The 14,366-nt window shown below is 61.9% G+C and carries 13 protein-coding genes; 9 read left to right on the forward strand and 4 right to left on the reverse strand.

The window, feature by feature from the left end; translation table 11 throughout:
• Position 1: 1 nt before the first annotated feature.
• From hisS to AC1RGE_RS17760, 7 genes are all read left to right on the forward strand, one after another.
• Positions 2 to 1,291 (forward strand): histidine--tRNA ligase, encoded by a 1,290-nt coding sequence (gene hisS, locus AC1RGE_RS17730; RefSeq protein ID WP_492584759.1) that lies wholly within the window; start codon positions 2 to 4, stop codon positions 1,289 to 1,291.
• A gap of 40 nt (positions 1,292 to 1,331) precedes the next feature.
• Positions 1,332 to 1,973, forward strand: a complete 642-nt coding sequence (locus AC1RGE_RS17735) for a tetratricopeptide repeat protein (RefSeq protein WP_011063205.1) — start codon at positions 1,332 to 1,334, stop codon at positions 1,971 to 1,973.
• On the forward strand, positions 1,966 to 3,117 hold the full coding sequence (gene bamB / locus AC1RGE_RS17740; RefSeq protein ID WP_011063204.1) for an outer membrane protein assembly factor BamB: 1,152 nt from the start codon (positions 1,966 to 1,968) through the stop codon (positions 3,115 to 3,117). The genes AC1RGE_RS17735 and bamB overlap by 8 nt, the downstream gene beginning before the upstream one ends.
• Before the next feature lie 207 nt (positions 3,118 to 3,324).
• The gene (gene der, locus AC1RGE_RS17745; protein ID WP_011063203.1) at positions 3,325 to 4,797 is read left to right on the forward strand and encodes a ribosome biogenesis GTPase Der; all 1,473 of its coding nucleotides are present in this window, start codon (positions 3,325 to 3,327) and stop codon (positions 4,795 to 4,797) included.
• A gap of 186 nt (positions 4,798 to 4,983) precedes the next feature.
• The gene (locus AC1RGE_RS17750; protein ID WP_065365253.1) at positions 4,984 to 6,132 is read left to right on the forward strand and encodes a pyridoxal phosphate-dependent aminotransferase; all 1,149 of its coding nucleotides are present in this window, start codon (positions 4,984 to 4,986) and stop codon (positions 6,130 to 6,132) included.
• The gene (locus tag AC1RGE_RS17755; RefSeq protein ID WP_011063201.1) at positions 6,120 to 6,911 is read left to right on the forward strand and encodes an amidohydrolase; all 792 of its coding nucleotides are present in this window, start codon (positions 6,120 to 6,122) and stop codon (positions 6,909 to 6,911) included. The genes AC1RGE_RS17750 and AC1RGE_RS17755 overlap by 13 nt, the downstream gene beginning before the upstream one ends.
• Positions 6,912 to 7,005: 94 nt before the next feature.
• Entirely contained in the window at positions 7,006 to 7,413 is a 408-nt protein-coding gene (locus AC1RGE_RS17760) for a hypothetical protein (protein WP_011063200.1), read from the forward strand.
• A 97-nt stretch (positions 7,414 to 7,510) separates the two neighbouring features.
• Here the strand turns inward: AC1RGE_RS17760 and leuA are convergent, their stop codons facing one another.
• The 4 genes from leuA to AC1RGE_RS17780 all read right to left on the reverse strand — a co-directional run bounded on the left by leuA (position 7,511) and on the right by AC1RGE_RS17780 (position 12,715).
• Positions 7,511 to 9,190, reverse strand: a complete 1,680-nt coding sequence (gene leuA / locus AC1RGE_RS17765) for a 2-isopropylmalate synthase (protein WP_011063199.1) — start codon at positions 9,188 to 9,190, stop codon at positions 7,511 to 7,513.
• A 376-nt stretch (positions 9,191 to 9,566) separates the two neighbouring features.
• Entirely contained in the window at positions 9,567 to 10,388 is an 822-nt protein-coding gene (locus AC1RGE_RS17770) for a M23 family metallopeptidase (RefSeq protein WP_011063198.1), read from the reverse strand.
• 3 nt (positions 10,389 to 10,391) lie between these two features.
• Positions 10,392 to 11,771 (reverse strand): exodeoxyribonuclease VII large subunit, encoded by a 1,380-nt coding sequence (xseA, locus tag AC1RGE_RS17775; RefSeq protein WP_492584761.1) that lies wholly within the window; start codon positions 11,769 to 11,771, stop codon positions 10,392 to 10,394.
• 47 nt (positions 11,772 to 11,818) lie between these two features.
• Positions 11,819 to 12,715, reverse strand: a complete 897-nt coding sequence (locus AC1RGE_RS17780; RefSeq protein ID WP_342402507.1) for a LysR family transcriptional regulator — start codon at positions 12,713 to 12,715, stop codon at positions 11,819 to 11,821.
• A gap of 101 nt (positions 12,716 to 12,816) precedes the next feature.
• Between AC1RGE_RS17780 and AC1RGE_RS17785 the strand changes: the two genes are divergently transcribed.
• Positions 12,817 to 13,587, forward strand: coding sequence for a sulfite exporter TauE/SafE family protein (locus AC1RGE_RS17785; protein ID WP_492584763.1), 771 nt, complete (start codon positions 12,817 to 12,819; stop codon positions 13,585 to 13,587).
• A 129-nt stretch (positions 13,588 to 13,716) separates the two neighbouring features.
• A complete protein-coding gene (locus AC1RGE_RS17790) occupies positions 13,717 to 14,265 on the forward strand; it encodes a hypothetical protein (RefSeq protein WP_011063194.1) in 549 nt (182 codons plus the stop codon).
• The last annotated feature ends 101 nt before the right edge of the window (positions 14,266 to 14,366 follow it).

Here is a 14,366-nt window from a genome sequence, read left to right on the forward strand (position 1 = left end):
TGTGAGCAAGTCTCTGCAAGCCATTCGTGGCATGAATGACATCCTGCCCGAGCAGACGCCCCTGTGGCGTTATTTCGAGGGTACTGTGGCGCGCCTGCTGGATAACTACGGTTACAAGCAGATCCGCATGCCGATCGTCGAGTTCACCGAGCTGTTCAAGCGCTCCATCGGTGAAGTGACCGACATCGTCGAAAAAGAGATGTACACCTTCGAGGATCGCAACGGCGACTCCCTCACCCTGCGTCCGGAAGGCACCGCTGCCTGTGTCCGTGCAGTGCTGGAGCACGGCATTACCGGCGGTGGCCAGGTGCAGAAGCTGTGGTACATCGGCCCGATGTTCCGTCACGAGCGCCCGCAGAAAGGCCGTTATCGCCAGTTCCACCAGATCGGTTGCGAGGTATTCAACCTCGACGGGCCGGACATCGATGCTGAGCTGATCGTGTTGACCTGGCGCCTGTGGGGCGAGCTTGGCATCCGTGATGCGGTCAAGCTCGAACTCAACAGCCTGGGTACCGCCGAAGCGCGCGCGCGCTATCGCGACGCGCTGGTGGAGTTCCTGTCGGCGCGCATGGACAAGCTGGACGAAGACAGCCAGCGCCGCCTGAAGACCAACCCGCTGCGGGTGCTGGATACCAAGAACCCGGACACTCAAGCCGTGCTGGTGGATGCGCCCAAGCTGGCCGACTACCTGGACGAAGAGTCCCGCGTGCACTTCGAAGGCCTCAAGGCCCGCCTGGATGCTGCGGGTATCCCCTATGTGATCAACCCCAAGCTGGTGCGCGGGCTGGATTACTACAGCAAGACCGTTTTCGAATGGGTCACCGACAAGCTCGGTGCCCAGGGCACTGTCTGTGCCGGTGGCCGTTACGACGGCCTGGTGGAGCAGATGGGCGGCAAGTCTACGTCGGGCGTTGGCTTTGCCATGGGGATCGAGCGTCTGGTGCTGCTGCTGGAAACCCTGGAGCAGGTCCCGGAAGAGATCTCGCGCCAGGTCGACGTTTACCTCTGCGCCTTCGGTGAGGCCGCCGAACTGGCCGCTCTGGCGCTGAGCGAGCGTGTTCGCGATCAATTGCCGAACCTGCGTCTGCAGATCAATGCCGGTGCTGGCAGCTTCAAGAGCCAATTCAAGAAGGCCGACAAGAGCGGCGCGCTGTATGCGCTGATCCTCGGTGACGACGAACTGGCCCAGCAAGTGGTAGGTTTCAAACCCCTGCGTGGCCAGGGCGAACAACAAAGCATTGCCTGGGATGCACTCGCTGCGCACCTGGCCACCTGCGTCGTGCAGGGTTGAAGCTGTCAAACAGCCGATTTAGCGAATAAGGAGTATTGGGGTGTCGAGTACCGAAGATGAACAGCTGGCGGAATTGAAAGACTGGTGGCAGCGTAACGGCAAACCCCTGGTGACTGGCGGCCTGCTGGCCCTGGTTATCGTGTTCGGCTGGCAAGCCTGGCACAAGTATCAGAACAATCAGTCGCAAGGCGCTTCGGTGCTCTATCAGCAACTGCTGGAAACTACCCTGACGCCGGATGGCAAGCCGGATGCGGCTCGTGTTACGGACCTGGCGGGCAAGCTCAACAGCGAGTTCGGCGGTACTGCCTACGCGCAGTACGGCAACCTGTTCGTGGCCAAGGTGGCAGTAGACACCGGCAAGCTGGACGATGCAGCGGCACAGCTCAAGGCCGTGGCCGACAAGCCCGCCAACCCGACCCTGGGTGAAGTGGCGCGTCAGCGCTTGGCACAGGTACTGGCGGCGCAGAACAAGGCCGACGAGGCTCTGAAGCTGCTCGACGGCGATGCCGACAAGGCATTCCTGGCGACTCGTGAAGAACTCAAGGGCGATCTGCTGGTCCAGCTGGGCCGTGTGGACGAAGCCCATGCGGCATACCAAAAAGCCAAGGCGGCGCTCTCGGATGAAGCGGCAGTCGGTGGCCTACAAATCAAGCTGGACGACCTGGCCAAAGGGGATGCATGACGTGATCCGTTGGAAACATGCAGCATTGCTGGCTCTGGCCTTGTTGGCCGCGGGTTGCAGCAGCAACAGCAAGAAAGAACTGCCACCGGCGGAACTGGTCGACTTCAAAGAAGAAGTGGTCCTGCAGAAGCAGTGGAGCCGTTCGATCGGTGACGGTCAGGGCGAAACCTACAACATGCTGGTGCCAGCCATCGATGGTGACACCATCTATGCCGCTGACGTGACCGGCGTGGTGGTTTCCATGGATCGCATGAACGGCGACGTCAAATGGAAGAAAGATCTCGAACTGCCTGTTTCCGGCGCCGTTGGCGTGGGTTATGGGCTGGTCATGATCGGCACTCTGAAAGGCGAAGTGGTTGCCCTGGATGCCTCCAGCGGTGAAGAGAAATGGCGTGCCCGTGTGACCAGTGAAGTGTTGGCTCCGCCAGCTACCAACGGTGACGTGGTGGTGGTGCAGACTCAGGACGACCGCGTGATTGGCCTTGAAGCAAGCACCGGTCACCAGATCTGGCTCTACGACAGCACTCCAGCGGTGTTGACCCTGCGGGGCACCAGTGCGCCGTTGGCGACCAACCGTCTGGCCCTGGCCGGTCTTTCCACCGGCAAGGTGGTCGCGCTGGATATTCGCAACGGCGTGCCGGTGTGGGAACAGCGTGTAGCCATTCCACAAGGCCGTTCCGAACTGGATCGGGTCGTGGACATCGACGGTGGCCTGCTGCTGTCCGGTGGCACCCTGTACGTTGCCAGCTACCAGGGGCGTGTGGTTGCCCTGGACCTGGAGAGCGGCCGTCCGCTGTGGCAGCGTGATGCTTCCAGCTACGCCGGTGTGGCCCAAGGGTTCGGCAGCGTTTATGTCAGCCTGTCCTCGGGTACCGTGGAAGGCGTGGACGAGCGTTCGACTACCGCGCTGTGGAGCAACGACTCCCTGGCTCGCCGCCAACTGTCGGCACCGGAAGTCTTCTCCAGCTACGTAGCCGTGGGCGACCTGGAAGGTTACCTGCACCTGCTGAGCCAGGTTGACGGTCGCTTCGTCGGTCGTACGCGCATCGATAGCGACGGCCTGCGTGCTCGTCCGCTGGTGGTGGGCGACATGATTTATGTGTATGGCAACAGCGGCAAACTGGAAGCCCTGACCATCAAGTAATGGTTTGACTATGCTTGGGGTGATCCCCAAGCGAACTGCAGGAGCGAGCGTGCTCGCGATGGATGCCAGGTGACGCCAGCTTGCTGGACGAGCGCGGCGCCATGGAGTTAATCGCGAGCACGCTCGCTCCTACAGTGCTGCCCCGAGCACCAGCCGCTGCCTCGCAGCGGCTTTTGTATTTTCTGAATTAACGCAGTGGAGAGCCGCATGGTTCCCGTAATCGCCCTGGTGGGCCGACCTAACGTCGGCAAGTCCACCTTGTTCAACCGCCTGACTCGGACTCGCGACGCCATTGTCGGCGACCTGTCCGGTCTGACCCGTGATCGCCAATACGGTGAGGCCAAGTGGCAAGGGCGTACCTATATTCTGATCGACACCGGCGGTATCTCCGGTGACGAGCATGGAATGGATGAAAAGATGGCCGAGCAGTCGCTGCTGGCCATCGAAGAAGCTGATGTGGTGTTGTTCCTGGTGGACGCCAAGGCCGGGTTTACCGCGGCCGACCAGATGATCGGCGAGCACCTGCGCAAACGTAACAAGACTTCCTACGTGATCGCCAACAAGGTCGACAACATCGACCCGGACATGGCCCGCGCCGAGTTCGCGCCGCTGGGCATGGGCGATGCCATCCCGATCGCCGGTGCTCATGGCCGCGGTATCACCCAGATGCTGGAAATCGCCCTGAGCGAATTCCCCAAGGATGACGCTGACGAGCCGGAAGAAGGCGAGGAAGAGATCGTTGCCGAGGGTGAGGAAGCCAAGCGCATTCCGGGCCCGAGCGAGAAGGACGGGATCAAGATCGCCATCATCGGTCGTCCCAACGTCGGCAAGTCGACCCTGGTCAACCGCATGCTCGGTGAAGACCGGGTGATCGTCTACGACCAGCCCGGCACCACTCGCGACAGTATCTACATCCCGTTCGAGCGCAACGACGAGAAGTACACCCTGATCGACACCGCCGGTGTGCGCAAGCGCGGCAAGATCCACGAGGAAGTCGAAAAGTTCTCGGTGGTCAAGACGCTGCAGGCGATCAAGGACGCCAACGTGGTGATCTTTGTCATGGACGCCCGCGAAGGTGTGGTGGACCACGACCTGAACCTGCTGGGCTTTGCCCTGGAAGCCGGTCGGGCCCTGGTGATCGCCCTGAACAAGTGGGACGGCATGCAGCCGAGCGAGCGCGACTACGTGAAGACCGAGCTGCAACGCCGGCTGTTCTTCGTCGACTTCGCCGATATCCACTTCATCTCGGCGCTGCACGGTACCGGTGTGGGCAACCTCTACCAGTCGGTGCAGAACTCCTTCAAGTCGGCGGTAACCCGCTGGCCCACCAGCCGCCTGACACAGATCCTCGAAGATGCCGTTGGCGAGCACGCGCCGCCTATGGTCAACAATCGCCGGATCAAACTGCGCTATGCCCACTTGGGTGGTGCCAACCCGCCGCTGATCGTGATCCACGGCAACCAGGTGGAGAAGGTGCCCAAGTCTTATGTGCGCTATCTGGAAAACACCTACCGCCGAGTCTTGAAGCTGGTAGGTACGCCGATCCGCATCGAGTTCAAGGGCGGCGAGAACCCGTACGAAGGCAACAAGAACACGCTGACCGACCGCCAGGTCAACAAGAAGCGTCGCTTGATGTCGCACCACAAGAAGGCCGACAAGAAGCGCCGCGACAAGCGCTGACCGGCTTAGGAGCCGGTTTGCCGGTGAAGCTCCGGACCTGCTTCAGAGCTTCGCTGGCAAGCCAGTTCCTACGGGATCTGTGTGGATAAGAGGGCGCCCCGGGCGCCCTTTTTCATGCCTGGCGTTTGGGCTATTCTCGGGGACCTCCGCGCCGCCGTAGTGCGGACTGCTCAGCAGGGAATCCTCATGATCATCAGTAAGTTGCCGAATGTCGGCACCACCATCTTCACGCAAATGTCCCAGCTCGCGGTGGAAACCGGAGCGCTCAACCTGTCCCAGGGCTTTCCTGATTTCGATGGCCCGCAAGCCCTGCGTGATGCGCTTGGCTGGCATGCCGCCAATGGCCATAACCAGTACGCACCCATGACCGGCCTACCGGCACTGCGCCAGCAGGTCGCCGCGAAAATCGCCCGCAGCTATGGCGTCCAGGTCGATGCTGACGCTGAGGTGACCATCACCCCCGGTGCGACCCAGGCAATCTTCTGTGCCATCCAGGCGGTGATCCAGCGCGGTGACGAAGTCATTGTGTTCGACCCCAGTTACGACAGCTATGAGCCGTCGGTGGAGCTGGCCGGTGGGCGTTGTGTGCATGTGCCGTTGGCCGGGCAGGGCTTTGCCCTCGATTGGCAGAAACTCGGTGAAGCCCTGAGTCCGCGCACGCGGATGATCATCCTCAATTCGCCGCACAACCCCAGTGGTGCCTTGATCAGCCGCGCCGAGCTGGACCAGTTGGCCGCCCTGATCCGTGATCGCGATATCTATCTGGTCAGTGACGAGGTCTACGAACACCTGGTGTTCGATGGCGTACCCCATGTCAGTGTGCTGGCCCATGAGGAGCTGTATCAGCGGGCCTTCGTGGTCAGCTCGTTCGGCAAGACCTACCACGTGACCGGCTGGAAGACCGGTTATGTGGTTGCACCACCGGCCCTGAGCGCCGAGCTGCGCAAGGTGCATCAATATGTCAGCTTCTGCGGGGTCACGCCTTTGCAGTACGCTCTGGCGGACTTCATGGCCGAACACCCGGAACATGTCGAAGAGTTGCCGGCCTTTTACCAGGCCAAGCGTGATCTGTTCTGCGATCTGCTGAGCGCCTCGCGTTTCAGCTTCAACCGGGTGTCGGGTACCTATTTTCAATTGGTGGACTATTCGCAGATTCGTCCAGACTTGAATGATGTCGACATGGCGACATGGATGACCCGCGAACACGGCGTGGCGGCCATTCCGGTGTCGGTGTTCTATCAGCAGCCGCCCCAGGGGCAGCGCCTGGTGCGTCTGTGTTTTGCCAAGCGCGAGGAGACGTTGCGCCAAGCAGCGGAGAAACTATGCGTGATCTGAGTGCATTACCCGATCTGAATCTGGCCCTGATCCAGACCACCCTGGCCTGGCACGACCGCCAGGCCAACTTCGAGCATTTCGAGCAGTTGCTGGAGCAGGCCCGTGGTGCAGATCTGATCATCCTGCCGGAAATGTTTACCACCGGATTCTCCATGGAATCCGCGACTCTCGCGGAAGCGGAGAATGGCCCTACCAGCAAATGGCTACGTGGCCAGGCGAAAAAGCTGAATGCGGTGATCACCGGCAGCGTGATAATCCAGGCAGCGGATGGCAGCCATCGCAATCGCTTGCTGTGGGCGCGCCCTGACGGTGAGGTCTGGCACTACGACAAGCGCCACCTGTTTCGCATGGCCGGCGAGCACAATCACTACACGCCGGGGGAACGGCAGGTACAGTTCGAGCTCAAGGGTTGGCGTATTCGCCCGCTGATCTGCTACGACCTGCGGTTCCCGGTGTGGAGCCGGGACGCCCAGGACACCGACCTGCTGCTCTACACCGCCAATTGGCCGGGTGCCCGCCGCCTGCACTGGAATCGCCTGCTGCCAGCCCGGGCCATTGAAAACCTCTGCTACGTTGCGGCGGTGAACCGGGTGGGCACCGACGGCAAGGGCTTTGCCTATACCGGAGACAGCCAGGTTCTGGACTATCAGGGCGAAACCCTGCTCAGCGCCGGGGAGGCCGATGGCGTCTTCCAGGTGTGCCTGAACGCGGGTGAACTGGCGGCTTACCGTGCGCGTTTTCCGGCGAACCTCGACGCCGATACCTTCATGTTCACTTAGGATCGCTTCGGCACTGCACACTTTTTTACAGGTTGTGAATATCAAGCTTCGAGGGTGAAGGCCGATAGCAGGATCAGTTCAGGAGGAATCAACCATGACTACCATCACTGCCACCATCGTCAATCCTTACCCCCTGTCGGCACCCAAAACTGCTTCGACTGAAGCCGAAGGCAACAGCGCCAGCCCGCTGGCGCCGGTGGATGACAGCAAGGACGGTCAGGATAAGGAGCTGCGGGTCAACTCTGGCGATGCCAATATCGATGCGGTAAAGGCCGGTGGTGATCCGGTCAAGGCGCTGCAGAAACAGATCGAGCAGACCCAGAAAACCCTGACCGAACAGCAGGCCCAATTGGCCAATGTGCAGAAGGGCCAGGCCAGCGACGAACAGAAAGCCCAGCAGGTGATGGAAGTCCAGGCGCAGATCGCCGTGACCAACAGTACCTTGCAGGTGCTGCAGGCGGCTTTGCTGCAAGCCATGTTCAGTGTTGATGTGCATGCCTGAAACAGTCGTTGCTGACATTTAGCTGGTGTTATCTGTTCCGGCATAAAAAAGGCCCCGGGGAGTCGAGCTCCTCGGGGCCTTTCGCTTTTGGCAGCCTTTAGGCTGCCTTGGCCTGCTGCTCGCTCAAGGAGCGGTTCAGCGCACTGAACAGCGCCTTGAAGCTGGCGGTGGTGATGTTTTCGTCGATACCGACGCCGTGCACGGCGCGCTCACCGTTGACCCGCAGTTCGATGTAGGCCGCCGCCTTGGCGTTGGTGCCGGCGCCGATGGCGTGCTCGTTGTAGTCCATGATCTCCACCGGAACCGGCAGCCCGGCCACCAGCGCTTCCAGGGCACCGTTGCCCTTGCCGCGCCAACTGAGGTTGGTCTCGCCCTGACCCTTGCTCGAGACTTCCACTTCCACGGCGCTGTGGCCGTTCTCTTCCTGCAAGCGATGGCTGACCAGCGCGTAGGGAGTGTTGGCCTGCAAGTACTCGCTGTGCAACAGCGCGTGGATCTGCTGGGCGGTCATTTCCAGGCCCAGGCGGTCGGTTTCCCGCTGCACCACCTGGCTGAACTCGATCTGCATGCGACGTGGCAAGCTGATGCCGTATTCCTGCTCGAGCAGGTAGGCGATACCACCCTTGCCCGACTGGCTGTTGACGCGGATCACCGCCTCGTAGCTGCGACCGATATCGGCCGGGTCGATCGGCAAGTACGGCACCTCCCACAAGCCATCGGCTTTCTGCTGGGCGAAGCCCTTGCGGATCGCGTCCTGGTGCGAGCCGGAGAACGCGGTGTGGACCAGGTCGCCGACATAAGGGTGACGCGGGTGCACGGCAATCTGGTTGCACTCTTCCACGACTTTGCGCACGCCGTCGATGTCGGAGAAATCCAGTTCAGGGTTCACACCCTGGGTGTAGAGGTTCAAGGCCACAGTGACCAGGTCGACGTTACCGGTACGTTCGCCGTTGCCGAACAGGCAGCCTTCGACACGGTCGGCGCCGGCCATCAGGCCCAGCTCGGTGGCGGCCACGCCCGTACCGCGGTCGTTGTGGGTGTGCAGGCTGATGAGCACGCTGTCACGACGGTTGATGTTGCGGCAGAACCACTCGATCTGGTCGGCGTAGATGTTCGGTGTGGCGACTTCAACGGTGGCCGGCAGGTTGAGGATCACCTTGTTGCTTGGCGTGGCGTTCCAGACTTCCACCACGGCGTCGCAGACTTCCTTGGCGAACTCCAGCTCGGTGGCGCTGAAGGTCTCTGGCGAGTACTCGAACTGCCACTGGGTTTCCGGTTGCTGGGCGGCGTATTTGACGAACAGCTTGGCCGCATTCACCGCGATCTCTTTCACACCGGCCTTGTCCTGGTTGAAGACAATGCGGCGGAACGAAGGGCTGGTGGCGTTGTACAGGTGGACGATGGCCTTTTTCGCACCACGCAAGGACTCGAAGGTGCGGGCGATCAAGTCTTCACGGGCCTGGGTCAATACCTGGATGGTGGTGTCGTCCGGAATGTGCCCGCCTTCGATCAGGGTGCGCACGAAGTCGAAGTCGGTTTGCGAAGCGGCCGGGAAAGAAGCTTCGATTTCCTTCACACCTACAGCCACCAGGGTCTTCCAGAAGCGCAGCTTCTTGACGGCATCCATCGGTTCGATCAACGACTGGTTGCCATCACGCAGGTCCGAACTGCACCAGATCGGCGCGCTGGTGATGGTTTTCGACGGCCAGGTACGGTCCGGCAAGTTGATGGTCGGGAACGCGCGGTACTTGGAGGATGGGTCTTTGAGCATGGTCATGGAGAAATCCTTATTGTCCGGGCCGAAAAGAGGCGGCCTGCCGGTGAGTCAAGAGTGAGGTTGACGCAGGGGGATGAGGCACCGCGATTCAGCCTGGCAGTCGTGCGCTGACGAGGCAGAGGCTCCGGTGTTGACGACGCTGAATGAGGGTGTGAGAGGTTTTCATGTGCTCAACCCTAACCACTGGGGTGAGAGATGGCAAGCAGTCGAAAAAAATTGAGAGGAATACTCGAAAACAAAGCTATATCGAGATTTTATGCTGGGTATTCTTTGAAAGAATACTAACGATTGCGCAGTCGAGTAGGGCTGCGCAATCCCCGTGGGCGTCGGCTCGCCGCTGAATCAATGCCTGATGCAGGCAAGCGGCGCTGCGCGATCAGGGCTGGAAGGCCCCGATAAAAATGGCCGGATCGACCCGCGCATCATTCAGGCTGACGTTCCAGTGCATATGCGGCCCGGTGGCGCGGCCGGTCGCCCCCACCTTGCCCACCACGGCGCCACGGGCCAGGGACTGGCCGATCTTCACGTCGATTTTCGACATGTGGCAGAACATGCTGATGAAGCCCTGGCCGTGGTCGACGAACACGGTGTTGCCGTTGAAGAAGTAGTTGCCGATCAGGATCACTTTGCCCGCCGCCGGGGTCTTGATCGGTGTGCCTGCCGGCACCGCGAAGTCCAGGCCCGCGTGAGGGTTGCGCTCTTCACCGTTGAAGAAACGGCGTACGCCGAACTTGCTCGACAGCGGGCCATTCACCGGCTTGTCCAACAGCAGGTTGCTTGGGGTGTTGGGGCTGAAGCTGCGGTAGGCGCGGATCTGTTCCGCCAACTCGCCGTCGATGCGCTTGAGGTCCGCCGGGTTCGGATTGACCTGGCGCTGGTTCTTCAGGGTGATGTGCTGCTCCGGGTATTTCTTGTTGCCGACCACGAAGTTCAGGCTGCGCCCGCCGGTGCTTACTTGTTGAGTGCCGGGCTTGACCGTCAGCGGGATGCCGACAATCGCCAGCCAGTTGTTCTGCTCCTTCACCACCAGCACCGGCTTGCCCTGGTAGCTGGCCTTGGGCGCCTGGGCGGCGCTGCCCAGGTCGACCACCGCTACGCCACCGGGCACGGGTTTGTTCAGCAGGCGGGTGATGTAGCTGTCGGCGTGAGCATTGAAGGCCAGGCACAGCAACAGCAGGGAGCAGAGAAAACGCGGCATGGATCAATCCAGTAGAGAAAGGGTGACGGGCGTCAGGTGGTTGTCTTCGACGCGTACTTGCAGCTCGCCTTCGCCCAGGCGGGCACTGAGGCGCTGGCCTGGGCGGGTCTGGCCGGCACTGCGAATGGCCTGCCCGCGATCGTCCAGCAGGATGCTGTAACCGCGCCCCAGGGTGGCCAGGGGGCTGACCACATGCAGGGTCTGCATCTGGCTGTGCAATTGCAGGCGGCGGCCCTTGAGGCCTTCGCGCATGGCCCGGGGCAGGCGTTCGGCCAGGCTGTCCAGACGCTGGCGCAGCAGTGCCAGTTGCCGCCCTGGATGCTGGGCTCCGAGGCGGGTTTCCAGGCGGATCAAGCGTTCGCGACGGGTATTGAGGCTGCGCTCGAAGGCGCGGCGCAGGCGCATGTCCAGGTCGTCCAGGCGCTGTGCCTGCTGGCGCAGGCGTTCACCGGGATGGCGCAGGCGTCGGGCCAGGCCGTCCAGGCGCAGCCGGTCGCGCACCAGCCGGTCGCGCATGCGCATCACCAGGCGTCGATGCAGGTTGTCGACCCGGCGTTGCAGGTCACTGGAATCGGGGGCCAGCAGTTCGGCTGCTGCGGAAGGCGTGGGCGCGCGAACGTCGGCCACGAAATCACTGATGGAGACGTCGGTTTCATGGCCGACGGCGCTGACGATCGGTGTCACGCAGGCATCCACCGCACGGGCCACGGCTTCTTCGTTGAAGCACCAGAGGTCCTCCAGGGAGCCGCCGCCACGGGCCAGGATCAGCGCGTCGAAGCCCCGGGCGTCGGCCAGCTGCAGGGCCCGGACGATCTGCGCCGTAGCCTCGCGGCCCTGCACGGCGGTAGGGATCAGGGTCAGCACGACCTGCGGTGCGCGGCGCCGGAACACACTGATGATGTCGCGGATCACCGCGCCGGTGGGCGAACTGATGATGCCGATGCGTTGCGGATGGGCCGGTAGTGGCACTTTGCGTTCGGCGCTGAACAGCCCTTCGGCGCTCAGCTTGTCTTTCAGGGCATCGAAAGCCAGGCGCAGGGCGCCATCACCGGCCGGTTCCACGGTGTCGAGAATCAGCTGGTAGTCACCGCGCCCTTCGAACAGCGAGACCTTGCCCCGCACCTTGACCGCCAGGCCGTCCTTCAGCGCCTGGCGGACCCGCGCGGCGTTCTGCCGGAACAGTGCGCAGCGCACCTGGGCGCCGCTGTCCTTGAGGGTGAAGTACACATGGCCGGAAGCCGGGCGGGCGAGGTTGGAGATCTCGCCCTCCACCCAGATATTGCTGAACACGTCCTCGAGCAGCACCCGGGCGCGGCCGTTGAGCTGGGTGACGGTGAGGACCTCGCGGTCCAGGCCGAGTCGTGTGAAGGGATCTTTAATCATGGGGCGCAGTTTAAAGGCCTGTCTCTGAATGGAACAACGCAAATCAACTACAAGTGATTGCGAAAATGTTCGACGAATTGCGCCACCAGGGGCGTCGGCTCCTGTCGATAGGCGAGGGCCACGGTGCTCTGGCAATCGGCATCCGCCAGCGGCAGGAAGCGGATGCTGGCCGGGGCGATGTCCTGCATCGACTCGGGCAGCAGGGCGATGCCGAAGCCGGCCTGGATCAGTTGCAATTGGGTGGTCTTGCGCGACATCACCCGCGCCGCCCTGGGAAAAAAGCCCTGGCGCATGCACAGCTCGGCCGAGAGGTAACTCAAGCCGCCCCGCTGGGGGTGGGGGATGGAGATGAAGGCTTCCTCGCGAAGCTGGGCCAGGTCGACGCCCCCGGCCGGAGGGGCCAGCGCCAGTGGGTGCTGAGGTGGCACCGCCAGCAGCAAGGGTTCGGCGAACAGGGGCGTGATCTGTACACCTGCCCGTTGACGTAACACCGGCAGGCGCAACAGGCCGATATCCAGGTGCCCCTGCGCCAACTCTTCCAGTTGCGCCTCGGAAGACAGCTTGGCGATGTCCATCGAGGCTCCAGGGCAATGCTGCAAGTAGCTGCCGATGCCCTGGAGTAGCCGGCCGCTCATGGGCACGGTGCTGGAGTGGCTCAGGCGCAAGGTGCCCAATTGCCCCATGCCTACCTGAGTGGCCAGTTCGCTGGCCTTGTGCAATTCACTCAGCAGGTTGCGTGCCTTGGGGAAAAACGCTTCACCGGCCGCCGTCAGCCGCGGCAGGCGCGCGGTGCGCTCGAACAGTGGGGTCTGCAATTGGTTTTCCAGCTCCTTGATCTGCCGGCTGAGGGCTGACTGGGCGACGAACAGGCGCTCGGCGGCGGCGCTGAAGCTGCCGCATTCGGCGATTTCCACGAAATAGCGCAGTTGGCGGGTCGAAATCACGAGGTATGCCTTTTTGCGATGAGTTGGCGACTTCGACGATATTAGTCGCAAGGCTCACTGCTGGCTAAAGTCACTGCGTATTCAACTGGGAAGTCGCAGCGATGAGCGTGGTAATCGAGGGTTTGAACCAGTGGTCTTTCGGCCCGGGCAGTTGGTTGGTGATCGGCCTGGGTATCGCGCTGGCGTACATAGTGTTCGGCATTGCCGGGTTCGGTACGGCGCTGGTGGCGGGACCGATCCTGATCCTGTTCATGCCATTGTCGAAGATCGTGCCGTTGCTGGTGCTGCTGGATTTCGTCGCCGCCTTTGGCAATCTGCTGCCTTCGCGCAGGGACGTGGCAAAACCCGAGTTGTTGCGGCTGCTGCCCTGCATGGCGCTGGGCTGCACCTTGGGGGTGATTTTCCTGCTCAACCTCAAATCCGATCTGTTGCTGCTATTGATGGGGCTGTTCATCAGTGCTTATGCCATCTACAGCCTGTGGGTGAAGGCGCGTCCGACCCAACTGGCGGCCGGCTGGGCGGTGCCGATGGGGATTGTCGGTGGGCTGTTTGGCGCCCTCTTCGGCAGTGGCGGCTTTCTATATGCCATCTACCTGAACAGCCGCCTGCCCAAGGACCCGGCGCGGGCGACCCAGAGCGCGCTGATCAGTTGCAGCACCGTGGTGCGCTTGAGCCTGTTCGCCCTGGCCGGGGTCTATGCCGAGTTGCCGCTGCTGCTATTGGCGCTATGCCTGTTGCCGGCGATGGCCTTGGGGTTGTGGATTGGCCGCCGGCTGACGATGAAACTGTCCCGGGAGGCTTTTGTACGCCTGGTGACCTGGCTGGTGCTGGCCAGTGGCGTTGCCTTGATCGGCCGTTACCTGAGCACTTGACCTGCTGGGGCCAGGGATTAAGCTGCGGGCCTTTGAATTCGTTCGCCGGGCCGGCTCCTACAATTGATGACAGGAGCCGGCTTGCCGGCGAAAGCGTGAGTACCGTCCCCGCATGTTCCAGGCTTATCCATGAACTCCCAAAGCATCCTCGTCCCGAAAATTTCCACCCTGCCGGTGCACGAGCCCCGGGCCCGGGCGATCGTGCGCTGGCTGGTGCGCAAGAACATCGTTGAGGAAAGCCTCAGCACCTGCGGGCGCACGGGCAATCGCATGGGGCACGCCATTGCCGCCGGGGCACGGGAGGTGGTGCTGCGGCCAGAGGCGCTGCCCTTCGGCGAGCCGATCAATGGCCTGGAGATCATCACCAAGCGCTGCATCTATACCCCGGCCAAGGGCTTTCTCGAAGAGGCCGGCTGTGCCGAGTGCCGGCAGGAAATCGGCGAAGCGCTGTTCGAAAGCCTGGAAGACTGGATGCCAGGGCGTACCGACAACTTCACCTGCCCCGAATGCGGCCATGAAGATGACATCAACGGCTTTCTGTTTCTTCAGGAATGCGGTTTTTCCAACTTGGGCTTTATCTTCAACAACTGGGCCGAAGCGGGTTTTAAACAGAGCTTTATCGACGAGTTCGCCGACTGGCTGGATCAGCCGATAAGTTGGGTCAAGGTCGAGTTGTAGCGCGCGGATATCTCCATCTATCACTCCAGCGATATTAGCCAGAGTTTTACATTGAGCCCGGGTAGCTGTCTGAGTATAATGGCGCGCTTCCATTTTCCCGC

The sequence above is a fragment of the Pseudomonas sp. GW823-FHT02C05 genome, from assembly GCF_058797595.1.